The sequence below is a fragment of the Acinetobacter sp. 826659 genome, assembly GCF_000588515.1.
Lineage (GTDB): Bacteria > Pseudomonadota > Gammaproteobacteria > Pseudomonadales > Moraxellaceae > Acinetobacter > Acinetobacter pittii.
On the sequence record NZ_JFYD01000007.1, the window covers coordinates 214,665 to 238,006 of the forward strand.

At 38.9% G+C, this 23,342-nt stretch carries 21 protein-coding genes; 9 read left to right on the forward strand and 12 right to left on the reverse strand.

Annotated elements, in window-relative coordinates; genetic code table 11:
* Nucleotide 1: 1 nt before the first annotated feature.
* Nucleotides 2-712 carry a phosphatase PAP2 family protein gene (locus tag J663_RS15515; protein WP_081404776.1) on the reverse strand — a complete coding sequence of 237 codons (711 nt, stop codon included), beginning with the start codon at nucleotides 710-712 and terminating at the stop codon, nucleotides 2-4.
* A gap of 69 nt (nucleotides 713-781) precedes the next feature.
* Between J663_RS15515 and J663_RS19345 the strand changes: the two genes are divergently transcribed.
* The gene (locus tag J663_RS19345) at nucleotides 782-943 is read left to right on the forward strand and encodes a hypothetical protein (protein WP_104075282.1); all 162 of its coding nucleotides are present in this window, start codon (nucleotides 782-784) and stop codon (nucleotides 941-943) included.
* Nucleotides 944-991: 48 nt separating this feature from the next.
* Here J663_RS19345 and J663_RS15520 read toward each other — a convergent pair whose 3' ends face one another.
* Nucleotides 992-2,179 carry an ammonium transporter gene (locus J663_RS15520; protein WP_033850833.1) on the reverse strand — a complete coding sequence of 396 codons (1,188 nt, stop codon included), beginning with the start codon at nucleotides 2,177-2,179 and terminating at the stop codon, nucleotides 992-994.
* Between the two features lie 303 nt (nucleotides 2,180-2,482).
* On the reverse strand, nucleotides 2,483-3,367 hold the full coding sequence (locus J663_RS15525; RefSeq protein ID WP_033850784.1) for a LysR family transcriptional regulator: 885 nt from the start codon (nucleotides 3,365-3,367) through the stop codon (nucleotides 2,483-2,485).
* A 116-nt stretch (nucleotides 3,368-3,483) separates the two neighbouring features.
* On the opposite strand from J663_RS15525, the gene J663_RS15530 reads away from it, so the two are divergent.
* From J663_RS15530 to J663_RS15550, 5 genes are all read left to right on the forward strand, one after another.
* The gene (locus J663_RS15530) at nucleotides 3,484-4,389 is read left to right on the forward strand and encodes an AEC family transporter (RefSeq protein ID WP_032056641.1); all 906 of its coding nucleotides are present in this window, start codon (nucleotides 3,484-3,486) and stop codon (nucleotides 4,387-4,389) included.
* A gap of 94 nt (nucleotides 4,390-4,483) precedes the next feature.
* On the forward strand, nucleotides 4,484-5,500 hold the full coding sequence (locus J663_RS15535) for a hypothetical protein (RefSeq protein ID WP_033850786.1): 1,017 nt from the start codon (nucleotides 4,484-4,486) through the stop codon (nucleotides 5,498-5,500).
* Nucleotides 5,501-5,580: 80 nt separating this feature from the next.
* Entirely contained in the window at nucleotides 5,581-6,741 is a 1,161-nt protein-coding gene (locus J663_RS15540; protein ID WP_050598829.1) for a toll/interleukin-1 receptor domain-containing protein, read from the forward strand.
* Nucleotides 6,726-7,319 (forward strand): hypothetical protein, encoded by a 594-nt coding sequence (locus J663_RS15545; RefSeq protein WP_033850788.1) that lies wholly within the window; start codon nucleotides 6,726-6,728, stop codon nucleotides 7,317-7,319. The genes J663_RS15540 and J663_RS15545 overlap by 16 nt, the downstream gene beginning before the upstream one ends.
* Complete coding sequence (locus J663_RS15550; RefSeq protein ID WP_033850789.1) at nucleotides 7,309-7,923, forward strand: TIR domain-containing protein; 615 nt, start codon at nucleotides 7,309-7,311, stop codon at nucleotides 7,921-7,923. Before J663_RS15545 ends, J663_RS15550 begins: the two co-directional genes overlap by 11 nt.
* 17 nt (nucleotides 7,924-7,940) lie before the next feature.
* On the opposite strand, the gene J663_RS15555 is transcribed toward J663_RS15550, so the two are convergent.
* Together J663_RS15555 and J663_RS15560 are read right to left on the reverse strand one after the other, a co-directional pair.
* A complete protein-coding gene (locus J663_RS15555; RefSeq protein ID WP_033850791.1) occupies nucleotides 7,941-8,516 on the reverse strand; it encodes a toll/interleukin-1 receptor domain-containing protein in 576 nt (191 codons plus the stop codon).
* A gap of 57 nt (nucleotides 8,517-8,573) precedes the next feature.
* Nucleotides 8,574-11,471, reverse strand: a complete 2,898-nt coding sequence (locus J663_RS15560) for a valine--tRNA ligase (RefSeq protein WP_033850793.1) — start codon at nucleotides 11,469-11,471, stop codon at nucleotides 8,574-8,576.
* Between the two features lie 196 nt (nucleotides 11,472-11,667).
* Between J663_RS15560 and J663_RS15565 the strand changes: the two genes are divergently transcribed.
* The 3 genes from J663_RS15565 to J663_RS15575 are packed head-to-tail and all read left to right on the forward strand — an operon-like array spanning nucleotide 11,668 to nucleotide 13,659.
* A complete protein-coding gene (locus J663_RS15565; RefSeq protein ID WP_033850795.1) occupies nucleotides 11,668-12,339 on the forward strand; it encodes a hypothetical protein in 672 nt (223 codons plus the stop codon).
* Nucleotides 12,340-12,364: 25 nt separating this feature from the next.
* Nucleotides 12,365-13,171: an SDR family NAD(P)-dependent oxidoreductase gene (locus J663_RS15570; protein WP_005064503.1), complete on the forward strand. Its 807-nt coding sequence runs from the start codon at nucleotides 12,365-12,367 to the stop codon at nucleotides 13,169-13,171.
* A 53-nt stretch (nucleotides 13,172-13,224) separates the two neighbouring features.
* Nucleotides 13,225-13,659, forward strand: a complete 435-nt coding sequence (locus J663_RS15575) for a nuclear transport factor 2 family protein (protein ID WP_033850797.1) — start codon at nucleotides 13,225-13,227, stop codon at nucleotides 13,657-13,659.
* On the opposite strand, the gene J663_RS15580 is transcribed toward J663_RS15575, so the two are convergent.
* From J663_RS15580 to J663_RS15610, 7 genes are all read right to left on the reverse strand, one after another.
* Complete coding sequence (locus J663_RS15580) at nucleotides 13,656-14,090, reverse strand: YbjQ family protein (RefSeq protein WP_033850799.1); 435 nt, start codon at nucleotides 14,088-14,090, stop codon at nucleotides 13,656-13,658. The two genes, J663_RS15575 and J663_RS15580, sit on opposite strands and share 4 nt — an antisense overlap.
* Nucleotides 14,091-14,097: 7 nt before the next feature.
* Nucleotides 14,098-14,448 (reverse strand): YbjQ family protein, encoded by a 351-nt coding sequence (locus J663_RS15585; protein WP_000927245.1) that lies wholly within the window; start codon nucleotides 14,446-14,448, stop codon nucleotides 14,098-14,100.
* 108 nt (nucleotides 14,449-14,556) lie between these two features.
* Nucleotides 14,557-16,008 carry a multidrug efflux RND transporter outer membrane channel subunit AdeK gene (gene adeK / locus J663_RS15590; protein WP_002116015.1) on the reverse strand — a complete coding sequence of 484 codons (1,452 nt, stop codon included), beginning with the start codon at nucleotides 16,006-16,008 and terminating at the stop codon, nucleotides 14,557-14,559.
* Nucleotides 16,008-19,184: a multidrug efflux RND transporter permease subunit AdeJ gene (adeJ, locus tag J663_RS15595; protein ID WP_032037323.1), complete on the reverse strand. Its 3,177-nt coding sequence runs from the start codon at nucleotides 19,182-19,184 to the stop codon at nucleotides 16,008-16,010. The genes adeK and adeJ overlap by 1 nt, the downstream gene beginning before the upstream one ends.
* 12 nt (nucleotides 19,185-19,196) lie before the next feature.
* On the reverse strand, nucleotides 19,197-20,444 hold the full coding sequence (adeI, locus tag J663_RS15600; protein ID WP_005064514.1) for a multidrug efflux RND transporter periplasmic adaptor subunit AdeI: 1,248 nt from the start codon (nucleotides 20,442-20,444) through the stop codon (nucleotides 19,197-19,199).
* A gap of 24 nt (nucleotides 20,445-20,468) precedes the next feature.
* Nucleotides 20,469-21,095, reverse strand: a complete 627-nt coding sequence (locus tag J663_RS15605; protein WP_005064516.1) for a phosphatase PAP2 family protein — start codon at nucleotides 21,093-21,095, stop codon at nucleotides 20,469-20,471.
* A 183-nt stretch (nucleotides 21,096-21,278) separates the two neighbouring features.
* Nucleotides 21,279-23,339 (reverse strand): site-specific recombinase, encoded by a 2,061-nt coding sequence (locus J663_RS15610; protein WP_033850802.1) that lies wholly within the window; start codon nucleotides 23,337-23,339, stop codon nucleotides 21,279-21,281.
* Nucleotides 23,340-23,342: the final 3 nt, after the last annotated feature.

Here is a 23,342-nt window from a genome sequence, read left to right on the forward strand (position 1 = left end):
GTTAGACAAGTTCTTGTTTGACTCGTTTTTCAAACTCAAAGCGGTGAATACAAACGGCATAAAATAAGATATTTACCGCCCAAATGACCCAACCTGTCCATAAATTATGACTTAGGAAATGTGCTCCACGCATCATTTGTGCCCATCCCATCATAAAGCCTAATAAAATGCCTGAAATGAGATAAAAATAGGCACGTTTGGGTTGTTCAAGACGATAAACAAAATAACCTGTCATTAAAATAAAGCCAGCGCTTGCATGTCCACCCGGAAAGCAATGCCCATGTTTCGCAGTAAAGTCCCAAATATAGCCACCTAAGCTGTTAGGATGAATCATATTCCAAGGGCAGGCATGAGCAGATTGTGATTTTAAGAGACCAACCAGTGCGCTACCAATCATGCTCACAAAAAACATATAACCATATTGCCAGCGATAAAGCTTTAATTTCTCGACTTTAAATGACGCAAGCCATAGACCGAAAAAAATGACATAAATGCCAGTAATGATCTGTTTTACAATTTCATGATTAAGCCTTTCTAGATACCAATTGTCTCGATTAAAAAAATGACCCGTTGAATCGATCCAAGGCTGGATGAGGTACATATCAATTTTCCCACCCACTGGAAAAACGATTAAAAGCAGGAAAAAACTGAAAAACAGAAGAATGATATTAATCTGGAAAAATTGTTTTTGTTGATTCATGCCATGCAACATCAATTAGATCGTGAGTAAAGGCATTACATAAAATTAAGCTTAAATTGCTCTTAAACTAAATTTAATTTCGTGACCAAAATGATGAGTGAGTGTATCCATTCACAACCTGTTGAGCATAAGAAGTTTAAAGTTTTTGCAAACTATTTGAATAGTAATAAACAAGGAACAGGTTTTGTGAATGGAAATGGTTTTGGTTACTTTTGCCGAAACAAAAGTAACGTAATTGACTGATGTTATTTGCTATTACAGAAGAAAAGACTCTGTCGTGCCTACACAGAATTAAAACATACCTTCTTCAGAATTTGCTGAAATTTTATGAATAGACAAATCTGCACCACGGAACTCGTCTTCTTGAGATAAGCGAATGCCGATAGTTGCTTTAAGCAAGCCGTAAACAATAAAGCCGCCAGCAAGCGCAATAGCAATCGCGAGCGCTGTTCCGATGAGTTGAGAGATGAATGATACGCCGCCTAAACCCCCAAGCCATTGTTGACCAAATAAGCCTACTGCAATACCACCAAATGCGCCGCATACGCCGTGTAAAGGCCACACACCCAATACATCGTCAACTTTAAGTTTGTTTTGAGTATAAGTGAATAGATACACAAACATAGCCCCAGCTGCACCACCAATCACAAGTGCACTGATTGGATGAACAATGTCAGAGCCTGCACAGATTGCGACTAAACCTGCAAGTGGACCGTTGTGTAAGAAGCCTGGATCATTTTTTCCAATCGCATTTGCTGTAATGGTTCCGCCGACCATAGCCATGAGTGAGTTAATGGCAACTAAGCCAGAAATGGCGTCAACACGCTGAGCACTCATGACGTTAAAGCCAAACCAGCCGACAATTAAAATCCATGAGCCAAGTGCCAAAAATGGAATAGAAGAAGGTGGATGAGCACTTACACGACCATCTTTCTTATAACGACCAGAACGTGCACCCAATAAAATGACCGCTGCAAGTGCAATCCAACCGCCCATGGCATGCACCACGACTGAACCAGCAAAGTCATGAAAAGCTGCGCCAAAGGTTGTTTCTAACCACTTTTGCAGACCGTAGTTGCCATTCCAGACTATACCTTCAAAAAATGGATAAACAAGCGCAACTAAAGCAAGTGTGGCAATTGCTTGTGAACGCATTTTTGCACGTTCAGCAATACCACCCGAAATAATGGCAGGAATTGCCGCAGCAAAAGTGAGTAAGAAGAAGCAACGCATGAGGTTATAGCCATGATCACTTGATAAAACCGTACCATCATGGAAGAAGTGCTGGCCATAAGAGATGTAGTAGCCAACAAAGAAATATGCGATTGCAGAAAGGGCAAAGTCAGTCAGAATTTTACTAAGTGCGTTCACCTGATTTTTGTGGCGAACCGTACCAAGTTCCAAGAATGCAAAACCTGCGTGCATGGCAAGAACCAAAACTGCACCAAGTAATAAGAAAAATAGATCTACATTTTGCATAGCATGCTCGAAAAAAGTGCTAAATTCCATTTTGGAACAAATCTGGGTCTGTAAATTGCACCAAAATAGATTTAAGGAATCTAAAAACCTAAGTTTGTCGAAACAAACTCAATTGCATAAAAGTGAATATGCAATAAGCGCACCAATTTGGATTAAGTAAGGGGTTTTTGGCGATAAATGGTGCGTCGATATAGTTAAAGAGGAGCAGTTTTGGCGCTTTTTACGTTACAAGTCATCTAATACGCTTATAAATTGTCCTGAAAGAGATCGTTATTAAATTTTTTAAAAATTATCTATATTCAATTAATGATCAGACCAAACCGATTGCGCGACTTCAATAAAAGCTTTCGCAGCGGGGCTCATGTGCTTTTTATTTTTGACTGCGAGGCCAATAGAACGTTTAAGGTTCGGTTTAAAAGGACGTTTAACTACATTTGGATAGAGTGAGAGTAACTCTTTGGTGAGCACCATATCAGAGACAATTGAAATCCCTAATTGATTGTGAACCATGCTAACGATACTTAGAATTTGTGAAACATAAAATTTGATGTCTGGTTTCACATTAAAGTTTTTTAAAATTAATTCGACCTGATGTCGACTACCCGCCATTGTCATAATAAAAGGGCAATTTTCTAGCTGGGCTGGATCAATATAGAGTTGTTGTGCGAGTGGAAATTGATTGGGAATTAAGGCAACAAAACGATCTTCAATTAATCGGAATGTATCAAAACGCTCATCTGGCATAATCAAAAAACCAACCTCTATGCGCCGTTCCAATAACCACTGAGCAACTTCTTTATCTTCACCTTCATCAATATAAATTTCGATTTTAGGGTAGCGTTGCCGAAAGGTTTCTAAAATTTCAGGCAATAGATAAATAGATGATGAAGCACCAAAAGATCCAATACGTAATGTTCCTTCGTTTAAACCATGGATGGCAGCCACTTCTTTTTCTAAGGTATCGGAAATACTCAATAACTCTTTTACATGTGTAAGAAGCTGCTGTCCTGTCGTGGTGAGCTCAATATCACTTTGGGATCTTGAAATCAGGTTAATACCCCATTGTTGTTCTAATGATTTAAGGGCATGGGAAACTGCTGACTGAGAAATTCCCAACTTTTCTGCTGTAGCAGTAAAGCTTTTTAGTTCTGCAACGAGTGCGAAAATTTCAAGTTGGGTAAATGTCATGTTGTATTTGTTATGAGTAAAAACTCATTTTATCATGAGTTTTCATTATCTTTAATATATGAGTAAGCCATGCTAGTTGCCAAACCAGCAAGTTCCAACAAAACTCGAGTAAAGAAATGAATAGTATTGTTTTATCTCTTTTTCCTTTAGTTGCATTAATTGCATCGGGATACTTATTTAAAAAATATCGTTTTTTTAGCGATGAGTTTTGGGCTGGGGCAGAGAAGCTAAATTACTATATTTTATTTCCAGCTTTGCTTTTTAGTACGCTATCGACCACAAAAATTGACTTACAAAGCTTAAGTACAGCCATTATTGCGATGGTGATTGTGGTTTTAGCTGTGACTATCTTTTTATACATACTCCGAATGTTTTGGCACATACCGCCTGCACGTTTTGGTGTGCATGTACAAAGTATGGTTCGCTTTAATACCTATATTGGTTTGGCTTTAGTCACTTCGCTTTTTAAAAGTGAAGGAATGGCAATACTGGCAATTTTATTGGCGCTTTGCATTCCACTTGTGAACATTATTTCGGTACTTGCATTAACTTCTAAAGAACACATGGCAATTAAACCTATTTTAATTGCACTTCTTAAAAATCCTTTAATTGCATCGTGTGTGGTTGGGGCAGCAGTCAATGCACTTCACATCCCGATTTGGGAAGGCTTTAGTCAGTTTATTAAGCTTTTTTCAGTGTCGAGTTTGCCATTAGGTTTGTTATGTGTTGGTGCAGCTTTACAGTTTATGCAAATTAAAAAAGATATTGTCGTGTTGGCGGCAGACACTTTTGCACGACTTTTAGCAGTGCCTGCTTTGGCTTACGCGGTCTGCATGTGGTTTGGTTTGCCAAGCTTACAAACTCAAATTCTAGTTATTTTCTTTGCGCTACCGACTGCTTCAGCTTCATACATTTTGACCAAAGTTTTGGGTGGCGATAGTCAGCTTATGGCAGCCGTGATTAGCTTTCAAACTCTATGTGCTGCCGTGACTTTACCACTGGTGATTTGGTGGATTTCTTAAGATATAAATTTTAGGTCTCTTAACACTTAAAGAATGCTAGCTACCTTCCTTATATAATTATTGCTACACTTTTTTCTTTTTCAGGTGGATGAGTATGTCCTTTGATCTCAAAGTGAGCTTGCAGCAAAGGTCTGAACCGTCTGCACAGCAGAAAAAACTGAATCGCCTGATTGATAAAATAGAGCAGCAAAAAGTTAGCCTGAGCACTTGGCAAAATGCGAAAGCCGAGATTCAACAGCACATTCGGCAAAAACTGATGCCTGTGTACAGCGATTTGCATGTTGTGCTCTTTCAGCAGTTGGATCAACTTTGGAATATGTTGCATAGCCATGATTTTTCTAAAGCAGACATGCAGCAACTTGATGAAAAAATTGCCCAGCTTGCACAAATGTTGAAGCGCTCCAAAATGCTGTCTGCTGAACAATTCGATTTAGTGAAACAGATTGATACCTTTTATGAGCAACATGCAGGGGAATCGGTAAAAAAGAATAAGAAAGCTCAGTCAATAAAATCTGAATATGAAGAAAGTGCTGAGCAAGGTGTAGAGTTAGAAGAAGACTTTGAAAAGTACGCTGCCGAGCAACAACAAGCGCGGGAACAAGCCAAACAGCAAAGACAGCAACAAAAACGTGAACAAGCTGAGCAAATGGCATCGCAGTCACTCAAAACAGTTTATTTAAAAATTGCCGCGATGATTCACCCAGACCGTGAGCAAGATGAAACTAAAAAATTAGAAAAAACCGAGCTGTTTCAACAGGCAAGTCAGGCCTACGAAAAGCAGGATTTGTTTTATTTACTCAAACTCCAGTTACAGCTTGAACAGAATAAAGGGCTAGGCGCTAAAGAATTATCTGCTGAGCAGTTGCGGTTTTATAAACTCGCTTTGGATGCACAAAGTCAGCAGCTTGAAAGCCAAATTGCTGAGATTTTAGATTCTTTTCAATTAGCCAAGAATGTGAAAGCAGAGCATGTACATATTAGTGATGTTTATAAAGCTGTAGATGCTGATTGTGCTGAGTTAAAGCAGCAGGTGAAATGGGAAAAGGAGCGTTTAAAGCATATGAAAAAGGTAAGTGGGGTGGAGATGTTGTTGGGGCATGGGGTGCTTTGAAAATAAGTATTTAATGATATTATATTTAGAAATTATTATTTTAAGAGGCTACTTTGAAGCACTATTACCAACTAATATTTATGGGTGCAATTGATCATAGATTACTGCCAAAAATTAAAGATGTATTTTTTAAACGAATTGATGACTTAGGAATTGATAGGGCATTCTTTAAAATTATTGATAGATATAATTTTGAATCGTATACAGATGCAAATCCTGCATTTTGCATTTATATGGGACAAAGACCTAACACAAGCTTTTTAGATGAAGACATTGTTAATAAATTGGTAAAGGATGCAACTTTATTGTTGCCAATAATAGATGAAGACTATCGAGAGTTTAATAATTTAGTACCAAAAGCTATTCAAAAATATAATGGACTAAGTTATATCGGTCTTACACAAGAAGCATTAATCGAAAAAGTTGTTAGTAATACACTTGAAGCTTTTAATTTATTAAAATCTAAACGCAGAGTTTTTATTAGTTATAAGCGTGATGATTCTTCAGGTGTTGCAATCCAATTATATGAATATCTTGAACAACACAATTTTGACGTATTCCTTGATACGCATTCAATTCGAAAATCTGAGCCATTTCAAGATGAACTCTGGCAAAGAATGATTGATAGTGATGTAGTGGTATTATTGAGTACAGAAAATTATTTAGAAAGTGAGTGGACTCAGCAAGAATTAAGTAATGCAAATCTTGCTTCAATAGGCTTAGTTCAAATTGTATGGCCTGAATTTATTGTTATAAAAGGGGCACAACTATCTGAAGTATTCCAATTGGAAGCATCAAATTTTATAAATGATAATTTTCGTAATGTTAATGCTAAGTTAAATGAAGACTGTCTTTTAAAAATTGTCCAATTTACTGAAGCATTGAGAGCCCGTACTTTAGCTTCTCGTCAAGATAAGCTTATTTCCACATTTATGCATTATGCTGAAAAATCGAATGTAACAGCAACGCTTTCAAGTCATAAGTTTATTGAACTTGAAAAAGATGGTAAAAAATCGATAGTCGTTCCTGCGATTGGTATGCCAAAAGCACTCAATTGTGAAGAGTCAGAATCATTAATTCAAAAAATTTATGAAGAAAAAGGAACTCTAGATAAGATTTTTATCTTATATGATGAAATCCATATTCGAGATATTTGGCTAAGACATTTGAATTGGTTAAATAAGTATTTGCCAGTAAAAACTAAAGAAATTGGTAAGGTATCAGAATGGCTAGTAAGTTAAAAAAAATATTTTTATCGGCAAGTATTCCATTAGCAGATAGAGATCCAAAATATTTCGATACTGCGGATAATACTGCTATACGTGATGCAGTTATTGCTTTGTCTCGTATTGTTTTACCAAAGGCGGAATTAGTATGGGGTGGGCACCCATCTATAACGCCTTTAATCAGAGCTGTTTTAGAAAAACAAAAATTACAAATATCAGAGCATGTCACACTTTACCAATCTAATTTTTTTCTTAAAAAATTTCCATCAGATAATAAGTTTTTTGAAAAGTTAATTATTACAGACGAATTAAAAGATCAAGAAGAAAGTTTAGGTCTGATGCGTAAAAAAATGATAGTAGAAAATAATTTCTGTGCAGCCATTTTTATTGGTGGGATGGACGGAGTTGAAAATGAATATAAGTTATTCAAAGAAGCTCATCCTGACGTCCCAGTATTTCCAATTGCATCAACAGGTGCTGCTTCAAGAATTTTATATTTTCAAGAAAAATTTACAAATGAAAGATTATTAACTGATTTTTGCTATTTACCATTATTTGATGAATTATTTGAGGAGATTTTAAATGGGGAATAAGATTTTTATTTCTTATAAATACGCTGATTCAAGCGTACAAAAGCTTAGTTCTACTTCATATTGGGAACAGACAAGTCCTAGGCATTATGTTGATATTATCCAACAAAAGTTACTACCTAAATATGGCCATATCAATAAGGGTGAAAATGATGGGGAGTCTTTAGCTAATTTTAAAGAATCTACAATTTATTCTAAATTAGCAGGCAAAATTTTTGATAGCTCTATTACGATTGTTTTGATTTCCCCAAATATGAAAGTTGCATATCCTTTTGAAAAGGATCAATGGATTCCATGGGAAATTTCATATTCATTAAGGACTAAAAATAGAAGCGGATATTATAGTAATCCAAACGCAATATTAGCAGTAATTTTACCTGATTATTTTGGGAATTATAATTATGCTAATAATTATGGTTTTGGTTTTGAAATTCTAAAATTAAATAAAAATAATCTCAAACCTGCTTATGCGTATGGAGTATATGATAAAGACTATATTGTTACATGCACATGGACTCAGTTTCTAAGCCAATTTGATAGTTGGATTGAAAGAGCACTCAGAAATCGAAATTATGTTGAAAAATATAACTTGAGAGTTAATTTTTAACCTGTATTCAGGGGTGTTCATATGAGTGACACACCTGAACCTTTTGTAAAATATGTATTGAATAAACTTCCATTGATTTCAGCATATTTTAATTCATGCAATACATTTAGGTTGTTTTTTTCAATTTTTGGGTAAAGGTCTAAATATTCTTGCCCTATATATGAACCTTCAGACTTTTGCCTAATCGGTAAAATACCTATTTTATTAGGTTTATAACCATCAAAATAGCCTAATTCCCAAGGCATCCATTTTGAAGTAGTGGCATTATTTGAATCAACATAAACTAAAAACTTAGATTGTTTCATTCTAGTTCGAAGTATATCTGCTGTTTGTGCGTTTACATTGGCTCGGTCTAGTTGAGGATCATCTACCCAATCGATATATACGCTATACCCACTGTCTTCTATGAGCTGTTTTACACCTAGAATTAATTGTTTATCTTTTGAAGAATGTGAAAGAAAAATATCAAAAGTGTTGCGCTTTTTTTGTTCTTGAAGTGATTCATTCAAAATATTATCAAAGCTGTAATAAGTCGATTTTGATCTAGCCTTTAATGCAAAATTATTGATTTCATCAAATGTATAAAAACGCATAAAAAATCCCCTCTAATTAGAAGGGATTTTAGTTTAAATATTAATCATTTGAAAGCATTAAAGCGCAGCAATTTGCTCCATATTCGCTTTCACTTTCTCTAACTGAGCAGCAAACTCAGCAAGCTTCGCTTTTTCACCTTCAACAACCGCTGCTGGTGCTTTAGAAACAAAGCCTTCATTTGCAAGTTTGCCCGCAATTTGATCGTGTTGCTTTTGGATTTTATCCAAGTCTTTTTGCAAACGAGCAAGCTCAGCTTTAGGGTCAATTAAGCCTTTCATTGGTACAAATACCGATGCATGACTTACAACACTAGAGCAAGACAAAGGTGGCTCTTGGTCTTTATTCAAGAACTCAATGCTTTCAACTTTAGCCAATGCTTTGAACAATGCTTCAATACGAATGATTTGTTCACGTTCAGCGTCAGAAGTGTTTTGAAGTAATACTGGCAATAAGCGCGCATTACCTAAGCCCAACTCACCACGGATGTTACGTACGGCACCAATCAAACCTTGAAGCCATTGCATATCTGCTTCAGCTTGTTCATTGATTTTTGCTTGCTCAGGAATAGGGTATTGAGCAGTCATAATCGTTGGGCCGCCTTGACCAAGCATTGGTGCAAGAGTCTGCCAGATTTCTTCTGTCAAATATGGCATAAGCGGATGAGCCAAACGCAATGAAGCTTCCATGACTGCAAGCAATACACGGCGTACTTCAGCTTTACGCTCTTCAGACACTTCTGCATCATTCAGAACTGGTTTAGTTAACTCAACGTACCAGTCACAGTATTCATTCCAAATAAAGTCGTAAATCGCTTGTGCAGCAAGGTCTAAACGGTACGTTGCGAACGCTTGATGTACAGCAGCTTCCGCTTTTTGTAGACGGCTGATGATCCATTGTTCTGGAAGTTCCCAAAGATCAGGGCGGGCCTCTTGACCAACAGTTTGACCTTCAACATTCATCAGAACGAAACGAGTTGCGTTCCAGATTTTGTTACAGAAGTTACGGTAGCCTTCAACACGTTTTAAATCGAACTTGATGTCTCGACCCGTGTTTGCAAGCGCACAGAATGTGAAACGAACTGCGTCAGTACCATAAGCATTGATGCCTTCTGGGAACTCTTTGCGTGTTGATTTTTCAATCTTCGCTGCATCTTTTGGGTTCATTAGGCCAGTTGTACGTTTTGCAACTAAGCTTTCTAAATCAATACCGTCAATTAAGTCTAATGGATCAAGTACGTTACCTTTAGACTTCGACATTTTTTGACCTTCACCATCACGCACCAAGCCGTGAACGTAAACAGTCTTAAATGGAACTTGAGATGAACCATCTTCATTTTTCATGAAGTGTAGGGTCATCATGATCATACGGGCAACCCAGAAGAAAATGATGTCAAAACCAGTCACCAACACATCTGTTGGGTGGAAAGTTTTTAAGAAATCATTTGCTGCATCTTTCTGTGCATCGCCAGTCCAACCTAAAGTTGAGAATGTCCAAAGTGCAGATGAGAACCATGTATCAAGAACGTCTTCGTCTTGTTTAAGTTCAACGTCAGCAGCGATGTTATTTTTCGCGCGGACTTCTTCTTCGTTACGGCCAACATAGATGTTGCCATTTGCATCGTACCAAGCTGGAATACGGTGACCCCACCAAAGCTGACGTGAAATACACCAGTCTTGAATGTCACGCATCCACGCCATGTACATGTTGCTGTACTGCTCTGGAACAAACTTAATGCGGCCATCTTGAACTGCTTCAATTGCAGGCTCAGCAAGAGGCGCAATTTTTACATACCATTGATCAGTCAGTAACGGCTCAATGATTACGCCTGAACGGTCGCCACGTGGCGCTTTTAAGTCATACGGTTGGATTTGATCTAACCAGCCTTCAGCTTCAGCTTGAGCAACTAATTTTTTACGTGCTTCAAAACGCTCTAAACCAGCATATTCCGCAGGTGCAGTAATGGTTTTAGAAATTTGTTCGCCAGCTTTTGCAATATATTCAAATTCACCTAAAACTTCGGCGTTTTTGTTGAAGATATTAATGATTGGTAAGCTATTGCGTTTACCTAAGTCATAGTCATTGAAGTCATGAGCAGGCGTGATTTTTACACAGCCAGTACCGAAGTCTTTTTCAACGTAGTCGTCAGCAACGATTGGAATTAAACGACCCGTAATTGGTAATACAATATTTTTACCAACAAGGTGTGCATAACGCTCATCTTCAGGATGAACAGCAACCGCAGTATCACCAAGTAAAGTTTCAGGACGAGTTGTTGCAACAACTAAATAGTCTTTGCCATCTTGAGTTTTAACTGATTTGTCTTCAAAGAAATATTTAAAGTGCCAAAGCGAACCTTTTTCTTCTTTGCTTTCTACTTCAAGGTCAGAAAGTGCTGTTTGAAGTTTAGGGTCCCAGTTTACTAGGCGCTTACCGCGGTAAATTAAACCGTCTTCGTGCAAACGAACGAATACTTCTTTAACTGCGTTTGATAAACCTTCGTCCATCGTGAAGCGTTCACGTGACCAGTCTACCGAAGAACCTAAGCGACGAATTTGTTTCGTAATTGTGCCGCCAGATTGTTCTTTCCATTCCCAAACTTTTTCAATGAACTTATCACGGCCTAAGTCATGACGAGTTACACCTTGTAAGCCAAGTTGACGCTCAACAACCATTTGAGTTGCAATACCAGCATGGTCTGTGCCTGGTTGCCACAACGTGTTTTTACCCATCATACGGTTGTAACGGGTGAGGGCATCCATAATGGCATTGTTAAAACCATGGCCCATGTGCAAACTACCAGTGACGTTTGGTGGCGGAATCATGATACAGAATGATTCACCGTGACCAGAAGGTTTGAAGTAACCTTGTTCTTCCCACGTTTTGTACCACTTCTTTTCGATCTCGGTTGGATCGTATGTGGTTGCAATATTTTGAGCGGTTTGAGCGTCAGTCATAGTAGCTTAGATCGAATATGCATAAAAAATTGCATCTATTGTAGCAAAAAAATGCCTCGAAATTAATGTGCTGAAAACAGATAAACGGTTTTGTATTTTTTTCAAAAAACGGTAGATTTATGAAAGATGGATCACAATTTAATCGTGTGGCGACACGGCACAAAAATTACAAAAGAATTGAAAAAGGATGCTGCTGATGAGTTATGAAGTTTTTTTGAAAATTTCCGATTCGACTTATACACAATTCGAGGCTATTCGGCAAAAACTGCATGATGGGGTAAGTCAAAGTCAGGCAAAAGTTTTGGGGGATGTCTTGTCTGACCTTTCCTGTGAAATTATTGAGCAGGTTTTTTCTGTGCTTTTACAGTCAGGAAATGCAAGTATGTCTCCAAAACAACAAGCTGAGTCTGAAAAAGTTATTCAGCAAGTTTTAGAGACTTTTCGAAAATACATGCCTTGGTCGGTTTCATTCTTTGGAAATGAACGTCTTTTACCCTTAGTTGACTACATGACATCACTCATGAAAGAGCAAGGGCAGCAAGTTTATATTACCTATCCAGTTACACTTCAACTGGTGCAACAAGCCGAAACCCTTACACAGCAAATTCGTGATGGTAATATGCAAAGTATTACGGCTGCATTTGAGACGCTCATACAAATTGTGGATTTAGGCGTAACAAGCCTAGTACGTGAGCCTAAAAAGCGTTTAAAATTTAATTTGTTTGTCGATAAAACTCTTAACGGAGTCATCAACATGACGACGCATTTGGGCTATAAACGTTTGGAAAAGTTAGGGACACAGGTCGATCAGACCACAGCAACTCATTATATCAATCATTTTTTGGCCTTCATGCATCAAGCAGCATAATTTAAAAAGATAATAGGAACATCACATGGCCAAACTTGATACTTTGCAAAATAAAGTGGTATGGATTACGGGCGCATCTTCTGGTTTAGGTAAGGCTTTAGCAGGAGAGTTGGCTTTACAAGGCGCAAAGTTGATTTTAACCTCACGTCGTTTTGAAGAATTAGAAGAGGTTCGGGTTGGTTTATTAAATCCCGATCATCATTTGTCTGTCGTTGCTGATATTACTGATGAAAAGCAGGTTCAAGAGGCTTACAAGCAGATTTTAAAAGCGAAAGGCCGTATTGACTGGCTCATCAATAATGCAGGTTTAAGTCAACGTGCTTTAATTAAAGACACGACAATGGCAACTGAACGGGCCATTATGGAAGTCGATTATTTTTCACAAGTCGCGTTAACTAAAACCGTATTACCGACCATGCTAAAACAAAAGTCTGGCCGAGTTGTATTTGTGTCGAGTGTAGCGGGTTTATTAGGCACACAGTACCGTGCAAGCTACTCGGCTGCTAAAGCGGCAATTCACATGTGGGCAAATAGTTTACGTGCTGAGGTCTCAGATCAAGGTGTTGAAGTTTCAGTTATTTTCCCTGGTTTTGTAAAAACTAATGTTTCTTTTAATGCACTTAATGGTGCAGGGGAACCTCAAGGCCACCAAGACGAAGCAATTGAAAATGGTTTAGAGGCAGATGTTTTTGCAGAGCAGGCTGTAAAAGCTTTAGTACAGGGCCAAGAATATATTGTTGTGGGTGGGGCTAAAGAAAAACTAGGTGTAATGGTTTCTCGGATGTCACCAAAACTTCTTTATAAAATGATTCGGAAAACAAAAGTAAAATAAAAAAGTGATTTTGCCGTGCTAAATTGGTGAAAAACCCGCATAGAAGGTTCACCATGGATCAGGATTATCACCGTATTTTAGAAGTCGTCACGCGTTTTCAATTGGTCTTTGACCAGAAAAATTGGGACGCTTTTGATGAGTTGTTGGCAGATCAACTTGAGGTGGACTATTTCCAATTTAGAGGAGAGCCTTTATGTGTCGTGTCTTGTCATGAATATAAAGGTTCTCGGCAGCAAGCCTTGTCCCATTTGCGACTACAGCACAATTTGAGTAATCCTCTTATTCGGATTGAACAAGGTCAAGCATGGCTAGAATGTAATTATCAAATTTATCGTTTTTCAGAAAATGATTATTTTCATTCTTTTGGTCGTTATTATTTTACTTTGGCGAAACAACAAGACCGTTGGAAAATTACCCGAATTTGCCAACATTTAACTAAAAATATTGGCAATCCACGTATTCATTTTTCTGATGTTGGGCAGTATTAATCTTTAACTGCTGTTCCATAAGCAAAAACTTCGACCATTCCGCCTTGCATTCCGAGTTCGGTTGTACTCAGCCGAACTCCCATAATATGGTTAGCTCCTGCGGTATGGGCTTGTTGTTTTAAGCGAACAATGGCTTCACGGCGAGCACGCTCAACAATACTTTCATAACTGGTCAGTCTTCCGCCCAAAACGTTTTTTATAGATGCCAATACATATTTAAAGTAATCATGAGAAATCACAACATTACTGCTAATAAAGTGGCCTAGCTGATCACTCGTTGCAAAACGATTGGTATCAATTCTGATATGGGCAAATTTTTGCTCTTTTTCTAGAAGTTCATTCAAATGTTTTCGTTCAATATGGCGGCCAAAAGCCCAACCAATGCTGAAAAGAATGAGAAAAATAACAAGCTGAAAAATAAGATTATCCATTTTCTACCTATGCATTAAATGGATCGGGTAGATGAGGCGCTTGAGGCTGCACAACCACAGCTGTGCCATATACAAATAACTCAGAAGCACCTTGCGCAATATTTGAAGTTGAAAAACGAATACCCACAATTGCATTCGCACCAAGTTGCTGAGCTTTTACAATCATACGCTGCATGGCTTCTTGGCGAGATTCTTCTAATAATTCGGTATAACCCGTAAGTTCACCACCCACGATATTTTTTAAGCTTGCCATCAAGTCACGGCCAACATGTTTACTACGAACGGTACTTCCGTAAACAACATCCAGTTGCTTTAAAATTTGGTGGCCTGGAACACTTTCTAAATTACTCAATAACATTGTTTTTTATCAATCTAAATTCTTAAGGTTTCAAGATAAAAAATATTCAGATGAGTTGCAATAAAAAAGCCCACCGAAGTGAGCTTTTGTGAATAAGTTATTTAAAACTTATTGCTTTTTAAGTTCAGCACTAGATGGTTGATTAACCACTGTATCTGAAGTATTTGCTTTTAAACCACCACCTAGAGTTTTGTATAACTCGATTTGGTTGTTTAAGTTTGCTTGTTGAAGCAATAACAAACCTTGTTCTGCTGAATAAGATGAACGCTGTGCATCAAGAACCGTCAAGTAACTATCAATACCAGCACGGAAGCGGGCATTTGAAAGTGTGTAGTTACGGTTAGTTGCTTCTACTAGACGTTGTTGAGCTGTTAAACGCTCACCAATGTTGGCACGAGTTGCAAGCGCGTCATTAACTTCGCGGAACGCAGACTGAACTGATTTTTCATAATCAGACAATGCAATTTTCTGATCAGTTTCAGAAATTTTTACATTGGCACGACGAGTGCCCCAGTCAAAGATTGGTAAGTCTAAGCTTGGTCCAATTGACCATACAAAACCACCTGACTTAAATAGATCACTTAAGTCAGTTGATGCATAACCTGCAGAACCCGTTAAGCTAATGGTTGGGAATAAACGTGCTTTTGCAGCACCGATATTCGCACCGGCAGCGCTTAAGTTATATTCAGCAGCTTTTACATCTGGACGGTTGTTAAGTAAGTCGCTTGGTAAACCCGCTGTAAATACATTTTGTTGCGTAATGCGTTTTACAGGTTGGGTTGGCAACAAGTTTTGTGGAACTGATTGACCAACTAACAAGTTCAACAAGTTTTGTGCTTGAGCAATCTGTGTTTTGTAGTTTGCTACATCATTACGCGCAGTTTCTACAGAAATCTGTGCCTGACGTAGTGGAACTTCACTGTCGATGCCCACATCAAAACGTTTTTTGTTGAGATTGTAAGAATCTTGCTGTGCTTTAAGTGTTTGCTCTGCAAGTCTTAAGTTGGCAGTTGCGAAAGAATAGTTCAACCATGCTTGAGCCACTTGACTGATTAGACTGATTTGAGTCGAATCACGTGCGCTTTGCGTTGAAAGATAACTATCTAACGCAGCATCTTTTAAGCTACGTACGCGGCCCCAAAAATCAAGCTCATAGGCAGTTACACCCAGACCTACTTGATAAGTAGAGTAGGGGTTATTCGGATCACGGCTTTGAGAAACCTGACGAATTGCACTACCACTTGCTCCGATTGTTGGAAGCTGGTTGTTCTGTGTAATTCGATATTGCTGTTGAGCACGTTCGATATTGAGCGTTGCTGTACGTAAGTCGCGGTTGTTGGCAAGTGCCAAATCAATCACTCCGAGCAAACGAGGGTCAGCAAAGAACTGTTTGTAACCCTGTTCAGCAATAGACGTACCAGAAGCGCTATATGCATAGCTTTGTGGAATATCGGTTTTCACGACTGGTTCTGGGCCGCGCATGCTTTGACAAGCTGCCAAAGCAAGCGCAAGTGCAGATACCGCAATGCTACGACCTGAAATAGACCATACGTTTTGCATCACGATTTATGCTCCTGAGTGTTTATGGTTTTTGGTTTGTACTTAAAGATACTACGAATCCACACATAGAATACAGGGATAAAGAAGATACCTAAGAACGTTGCACTGAGTACGCCACCGAGTACACCGTAACCAACAGAGTGCTGACTTCCAGCACCTGCACCTGTTGAAAGGGCAAGCGGAAGTACACCGAAACCGAAGGCAAGGGTAGTCATGATGATTGGACGTAAACGCATTTTTGCAGCATGTAAAGTTGCTTCAATCAGGTCTTCACCTTTTTCCTGCAGCTCTTTTGCGAACTCAACAATCAAGATCGCATTTTTTGCAGAAAGACCGATTACCGCGATCATCGCTACCTGGAAGTAAATGTTATTTGAGAGATTTGGATCTCCTTTAATAATCATACCCAAGTAAGTTAATACGATTGCACCAATAATACCGAGTGGTACCACAAGTAAAACCGAGAACGGAATAGACCAGCTTTCATACAATGCAGCCAAGCAAAGGAAAACGATTAACAATGAAAGCGCATATAAGAATGGAGCTTGAGCACCAGACTCACGTTCTTCAAGTGATAAACCTGTCCATTCATAGTCGAAACCTTGTAAGCCCATAGATGGTAACTTATCAATAATTTCTTCCATTGCTTTCATCGAGTCACCAGAGCTCACGCCAGGTGCAGGTGTACCTTGAATGTTAACCGATGACACGCCGTTATAACGTTCAAGACGTGGAGAACCATATGTCCATTCGCCAGTAGCAAATGCAGAGAACGGTACCATTTCGCCTTTGTTATTACGTACATACCACTTGTTTAAGTCTTCAGGCATCATACGGCTACCCGCATCACCTTGAACATAAACTTTTTTCACACGGCCACGGTCAACGAAGTCGTTAATGTATGAGCCACCCCATGCAATACGCATCGTATTGTTAATTTCGGCAATACTCACACCCATGGCACCAGCTTGAGCTTGGTCTACATTAATTTGATACTGAGGTGTATCTTCTTGACCATTAGGGCGAACACCCACAAGACGTTTATCTTGTGCAGCCAAACCTAAGATCGTATTACGTGCAGCAATAAGTTTCTCATGGCCTTGACCACTTGAATCTTTAAGTTGCAAGTTGAATCCGGCTGTTACACCGAGTTCAGGCATTGCTGGAAGCTGTAAAGGCATGATGTAAGATGCGTCTTTAACGATCATGTTCAATGCCATACCACGCTGAATCAATGCGCCAATTTGAGTTTCTGGTGAAGTACGTTCACTCCAGTCTTTCAATTTAACGAAGCCGATACCAGCATTTTGACCCACACCTGTGAATGAGAAGCCCGAAACGGTGAAAATAGATTCCACAGTATCTTTTTCATTCATGAAGAAGTTTGTCATGGTGTCAATCACTTTACCTGTACGGTCAAGCGTTGCATTTGGCGGTAATTGAACAAGTGTCATTACCACACCCTGATCTTCTTCTGGTAAGAATGAAGATGGGAGTTTTTGGAACAAGAACACTAATAAAGCAATAACTACAGCGTAAAGCACGCCAGAGAAGATTTTGCCCTTAAGCATGCGGTTAACACCATTTTGGTAGCTATGCGACATGCGGTCAAAACCATTGTTAAAGCCTCTAAAGAAACGAGCAAAAATATTATTGCTTGGTGCTTTGTTAGGATCATGCTGTTTTAAAATGGTTGCACAAAGTGCCGGTGTAAATGTTAACGCTACAATTAACGATAGAACCATTGCTGTTACAAGGGTAATCGAGAACTGACGGTAAATTACACCAGTTGTACCACCAAAGAATGCCATTGGTACGAATACGGCTGTTAATACGCTTGTGATACCAATTAATGCGCCAGAAATCTGTTGCATTGATCGTGACGTCGCCGTGACTGGATCGGTATGCTCTTCACTCATAACACGTTCGACGTTTTCGACCACAACGATGGCGTCATCGACCAGAAGACCAATTGCCAATACCATGGCGAACATGGTTAAGGTGTTAATTGAGAAGCCAAAGATATTAATAACAGCGAATGTACCTAACACAACAACAGGTACAGCAAGTGTTGGAATAATCGTTGCGCGCCAGTTCTGTAAGAACAAGAACATCACAATGAATACTAAAACTACCGCTTCAATTAATGTGTGTACAACACTTTCAATTGAAAGACGAATAAATGGAGTCGTGTCATAAGCCAGTTTATCTGCAAGACCTGTTGGATAGTTCTTACGTAATTCAGATAAACGATGTTCAACAGCTTCTGCGGTATCAAGTGCGTTAGCACCAGTTGCAATTTTAATTGCAAGACCACCAGCAGGTTTACCGTTAAACTTCGAGTCAAACTGATAGTTATCAGAGCCTAACTCTACACGTGCAACATCTTTTAAACGAACCTCAGCACCAGATGCTGTGTTCTTTAAGAAGATATTTTTAAACTGTTCAGGTGTTTGCAGCAAACTTTGTGCATTCACTGTTGCGTTAAGCACTTGACCTTGTACAGCTGGTGCACCACCTAATTGACCTACTGCTACTTGTGAGTTTTGCGCTTGTAAAGCTGTCGCAATATCACTAGGTGTAAGCTGGTAACTGGTTAACTTAGCTGGATCAAGCCAAATACGCATTGCGTATGAACCACCAAAGACTTGTACCTCACCCACACCAGCAACACGGCTAAGCGGTTCTTTAATAGACGAGTTTACGTAGTCTTTAATGTCTGAATCAGAAAGGCTGTTATCTGGTGAGTAGAATGCAATAACTTGCAAGAAGCTTGCACCAGATTTAGTTACTGTTACACCTTGACGCTGTACATCTTCAGGTAAAAGCGCAGTTGCAGATTGCAATTTGTTTTGAACCTGAACCTGTGCAATATCTGGATCAATACCTTGTTCAAAGTTTAATTGAATAGAGGCCTGACCGTTACCAGCACTGTTAGATGAAATGTAGCGTAAACCATCTAGACCATTCATTTGTTGTTCAATGATCTGGGTTACAGTGTTTTCAACAGTCTCAGCAGATGCACCAGGATAAGTTGCAGCAATTGTAACTGTCGGTGGTGCAATCGTCGGATACTGTGCAATAGGCATTTTTGTTAGCGTGAGAATACCCGCCAACATAATGACTAATGCAATCACCCACGCAAAAATGGGGCGATGAATAAAAAATTGTGCCATTCAATCTACCCCTTATGCATTAGATGCTTTCTGTTCTGCTTGAGGTTTACCTGATTGAGCCGGTTTTGTCGCATTTGGAGCTGCACCTTGTGGATTCGCTGGTTGAGCTTGGTAAGGTTTTGCTGAAACTTCTTGCCCTTCTTTAACTTTGGCAACACCGTCAACAATCACTTTATCACCAGCTTTAAGACCGTTAGTCACAATCCAGTTTTGTCCTTGAACACCAGAGGTTTCAACAGGACGACTCTCAACAGCACCTTTGGCATTAACAAGCATTGCTACAGCTTGACCTGTAGGTAAACGTGTAATTGCAGCTTGAGGAATCAGGTAAGCATTAGGAACTACACCTTGAACAATCTGTGCAGTGGTATACATGCCTGGAAGTAACAGATGATTCGGGTTCGAGAATACGGCACGTAAAGTAATCGTTCCTGTATCCTGATTTACAGAAGCATCAGAGAAAGCAAGTTGTCCTTCGATTGGGTAAGTTGAACCATCTTCGAGCTTCAATTTCACTTTCGTGTTGTTACTATTGTTCAAACTACCTTTGCTAAGTTGTTGACGTAAACGTAATAACTCGGCACTAGACTGGTTAATGTCAACATAGATCGGATCTAACTGTTGAATCGTCACTAACGGTTCAGTTTGGTTAGCAGTGACTAAAGCACCTGCTGTTACAGAAGAACGTCCAGACTGACCAGAAATTGGTGAGCGAATTGTAGAGTAGCCAAGATCAACATTTGCATTCGTTACTTGAGCTTTTGCAGCAGAAACTTGTGCTTCGGCAACATTAACCTGACCAAGTAAGTCGTCATATTCTTGTTTAGATACAGCGTTACTTGAAACAAGTTGCTTATAACGGTTTAACTTAGTACGTAGTGAAGCTAGATTTGCCTGTTGTTGTAAAAGGGTAGCCTTTGCATTTTCAAGCGTTGCACGGTTCGTGCGAGAATCCAGTTCATATAGAGCCTGTCCTTCACGAACGTAACTTCCTTCAGCAAACAAGCGTTTTAAAATAACACCACTTGTTTGAGGGCGAACTTCAGAAATTTGATATGCTGAAGTACGGCCGGAGAGTTCAACGCTTTGTTCAACACTTTGTGGTTGAGCAACAATAACACCTACTTCTGCAGGCGGCATTTTCTGAGCAGCAGCAGCTTGCTGTTTCTCATCGGAGCCTTTGCTACAACCAACAAGTGCGATACTTGTTGCTAATGCGCAAGCAGTAAGGGCAGGAGCCCAAAGCTTAGCCGACATCATTGTTCCACCTCGTTTAGATAAAATCTAAAAATATATTTGTTTTCTACTTAACCTACTTTGTGTTTGTAATAACCAGAGCCAAAGCAGTGCAATCCAAATAAAACCTATGCCCCAACCGGCGAGTACATCTGTTGGAAAATGAACTCCAGCATATATTCTTGAAAGCCCCATGCAGATAAACCAAAGACAGGAAATCAAAATGATATAAGGAGAGTTAGTGTTGGGCTTATGGCATAACATTATCATTGCCATACAAGCCAGTGTTGATGCATAAACACTATGTGCACTTGGGAACGATGCACCATAACTTTCGACAATATGATATACCTGTGGAGGTCTTGGACGGTCAACACACCACTTGAGCAGCCAACCCGTGATGATACTGCCAAGAACACCCACGCTAATGAAAATAACAGTAATATATTTTTTATACCATGCTTGATATATACACACCAATAAGGATAAAAAACATACAAAAGGCATACCACCTACACGTGCTAGAAAGGTCGTAATAGAGTTAAGATAATCTGATCGATTTTCACTCAATATTTGAACGGTGAGAAGATCCAAAGATTGAAGTCTTGGTACAAAAAGACCAAGAACACCTAATCCTAAAAAAATACAACCAATAAAAAGCAATAAATAGGGCATGTATATACCTTTGCTTGTTCAAGCAGTGTCTACTACTGAAAGCCGTTAAAAGTGTACTTGCCAGTACACTTTTTTTCAAGCCTGATAGATCATCGTAAATTCATTTTGAAAATTTTTTAACATTTGGAAAAACAATCACAACAAAATTGACGAAAATCACATTTTGTGTACAAAGCAAAATTTTTAGTGGTCTGCTTTTTTTCCGTTATTTGTTGAAGTGTTTTCTTCAAGTTCTAATGGTTGTTTTGGTGGCCAGAAAAAATCGCTTGGACGAGTTAAAAAATGGGTCATGACCAATTTGGCTAAAGGTTTCCATTGTTCAAAGCGGACTCGACGCGCTCGTAATGCCACAATAATCGTTAAGGTGAAACTCACAAATAAGTTGGTGAGACCAATACATAACACACCAAGAAAGGACACGATAATCAGTCCGATATCTGGGCTGCCATTAATAGTCATTAAACCTTGAATAAAGTTAGCGGATGCAAAGGCAATATGGCGGATATCTAAAGGTAGGCCTAGGATAAAGCCTATGGTCCCCATACTTCCTAACATAATACCGAATAAGAAGTTACCGGCTAACGCACCTAAATTACGTTCAATATATTCAGCAAAACGGTTGAGGCGATCTTGTCCTAACCAGTTTGCTAAACGGCGATGTGCTCTAAGGCGTGGACCGACTTTTCGGTAAACAGCCATATTGTCGAAGTATCCTGCAATAAGGCCTGACAAAAATAAGCAAACTCCAGCTATGGCTGCATGTGGAACTGCCAAAGAGGTGAAGGGATTTAGGCTGTGTAACAAATAAGTTGCTTTAGTATGAGTTAATAAAGGCTCATCAAGATAGAACTGCCAAGCAAAAGTAATGAGCGCGGCAGTAGGAATCGCAATTGAAATATTACCTAAAATAGCAATGAATTGTGTTCGAATAATATTAATAATAAGCGCTGCTAACTCTGCAATTTGAGCTGTTTTAGAGCCTTTACGCTGTTGTACCGTTGCAGCAAGGGCAGCAGCCGTCATTGCGGGTTGTTTGGTTGCAACTGTGAAATGCAGAACATGAATCAGAATGAACCCTAGAGAATAATTCATACTGAAAGTAAAGGCTTGCATAAGCGGAGCCATGGTCATTCTTGCTGCAAGAATTTTTAAAGATGCCATACAGGCAATAATGACACCCGCTCCAGCGGCAGCTTTATACATGCCCCAGAAACCTTTTGTATCGGTACTTACATAATGTTCGCCTGTTCGGCTGGCATTTTCAGTCACTTGAAAGGCAATGAGTTCACTTGTCGTACTTAATAAAGAGCGAACACTTTTTTCACTGTAGTGCGCCTTGGTTAAATCGGAAATAAGATGTCCTAAAGAGACATATTTTCCTTTACTGTTATCTACAACCAAATAAAGCAGTAATTCAATTCGGTCGAGGCACTGCTCAAGTAACGACAGTAAATAAGTCAAACTTAAGCTAACACCAATTCTTTTGGTGGCACGGCGAATCTTTAAAACCACATCCCGACATTGTTCCAGCATGACAAATGCTTGTGATGCATCCGGAGGAGAAATAACTGCAATTTCATGTTCAGAAAGTTCTTGTTTTTTGTACTTTTCGATAAACTCAATAATTTCACGGTTCTGAACTAAAAATGGTGATTCATATTCAGTTAATTCCGGTTGAGCATTAATAAATTCAGGGTAAAGGCCAATTCCACTAATTCGATAGGTTAAGACGGTAATTGCTTTAATCATTTCACTTTGAATGACAAGCTTTTCGTCTACATTACTTTGGCTTTGTCCAATAAGACTGAATAAATTTGCCCAATCTTCATCATCAATATTATTGAGCCAGATTTTGTCACTTTCTAAATAAAAAATTCGACCAATTAATATTTTGAGTTGGCTTGCATCTTCGATTAACGGTAAAAAATGTGCTCCGAGTCTTTGCCCCAGTTGGTTCCAGAAACCATCTAAAGACAAAATTCCGCTATCGGCATATAAGCTGACTTGTTTATAGCGATTAATTAGACGTAATAAAAAAGTTTGTAGTAGAAAGGGGGCTGTAGGTGTGCGTAATAGGCTTTCAATTAAAGCCTGTATTTTTTGCTTTATCTCATCCGTATCATGAGGATCGGATGGACGAATGGCATTGACTAATTCAATGATTGGATTTTCGTCAATGACAGCTTGAGTATCCTCAAGCTGTTTTTGTATTTTTAAAAAATGATCTGAAAAATTTATATGCATAGG

Coding starts and splice junctions, on each gene's coding strand:
- J663_RS15575 (WP_033850797.1), top strand. CDS start 13,225: ATGGATCAGGATTATCACCGTATTTTAGAAGTCGTCACGCGTTTTCAA.
- J663_RS15550 (WP_033850789.1), top strand. CDS start 7,309: ATGGGGAATAAGATTTTTATTTCTTATAAATACGCTGATTCAAGCGTA.
- J663_RS15585 (WP_000927245.1), bottom strand. CDS start 14,448: ATGTTATTGAGTAATTTAGAAAGTGTTCCAGGCCACCAAATTTTAAAG.
- J663_RS15530 (WP_032056641.1), top strand. CDS start 3,484: ATGAATAGTATTGTTTTATCTCTTTTTCCTTTAGTTGCATTAATTGCA.
- J663_RS15520 (WP_033850833.1), bottom strand. CDS start 2,179: ATGCAAAATGTAGATCTATTTTTCTTATTACTTGGTGCAGTTTTGGTT.
- J663_RS15555 (WP_033850791.1), bottom strand. CDS start 8,516: ATGCGTTTTTATACATTTGATGAAATCAATAATTTTGCATTAAAGGCT.
- J663_RS15560 (WP_033850793.1), bottom strand. CDS start 11,471: ATGACTGACGCTCAAACCGCTCAAAATATTGCAACCACATACGATCCA.
- J663_RS15545 (WP_033850788.1), top strand. CDS start 6,726: ATGGCTAGTAAGTTAAAAAAAATATTTTTATCGGCAAGTATTCCATTA.
- J663_RS15565 (WP_033850795.1), top strand. CDS start 11,668: ATGAGTTATGAAGTTTTTTTGAAAATTTCCGATTCGACTTATACACAA.
- J663_RS15570 (WP_005064503.1), top strand. CDS start 12,365: ATGGCCAAACTTGATACTTTGCAAAATAAAGTGGTATGGATTACGGGC.
- J663_RS15580 (WP_033850799.1), bottom strand. CDS start 14,090: ATGGATAATCTTATTTTTCAGCTTGTTATTTTTCTCATTCTTTTCAGC.
- J663_RS15540 (WP_050598829.1), top strand. CDS start 5,581: ATGGGTGCAATTGATCATAGATTACTGCCAAAAATTAAAGATGTATTT.
- J663_RS15610 (WP_033850802.1), bottom strand. CDS start 23,339: ATGCATATAAATTTTTCAGATCATTTTTTAAAAATACAAAAACAGCTT.
- adeK (WP_002116015.1), bottom strand. CDS start 16,008: ATGCAAAACGTATGGTCTATTTCAGGTCGTAGCATTGCGGTATCTGCA.
- adeJ (WP_032037323.1), bottom strand. CDS start 19,184: ATGGCACAATTTTTTATTCATCGCCCCATTTTTGCGTGGGTGATTGCA.
- J663_RS15525 (WP_033850784.1), bottom strand. CDS start 3,367: ATGACATTTACCCAACTTGAAATTTTCGCACTCGTTGCAGAACTAAAA.
- J663_RS15535 (WP_033850786.1), top strand. CDS start 4,484: ATGTCCTTTGATCTCAAAGTGAGCTTGCAGCAAAGGTCTGAACCGTCT.
- J663_RS15605 (WP_005064516.1), bottom strand. CDS start 21,095: ATGCCCTATTTATTGCTTTTTATTGGTTGTATTTTTTTAGGATTAGGT.
- adeI (WP_005064514.1), bottom strand. CDS start 20,444: ATGATGTCGGCTAAGCTTTGGGCTCCTGCCCTTACTGCTTGCGCATTA.
- J663_RS15515 (WP_081404776.1), bottom strand. CDS start 712: ATGTTGCATGGCATGAATCAACAAAAACAATTTTTCCAGATTAATATC.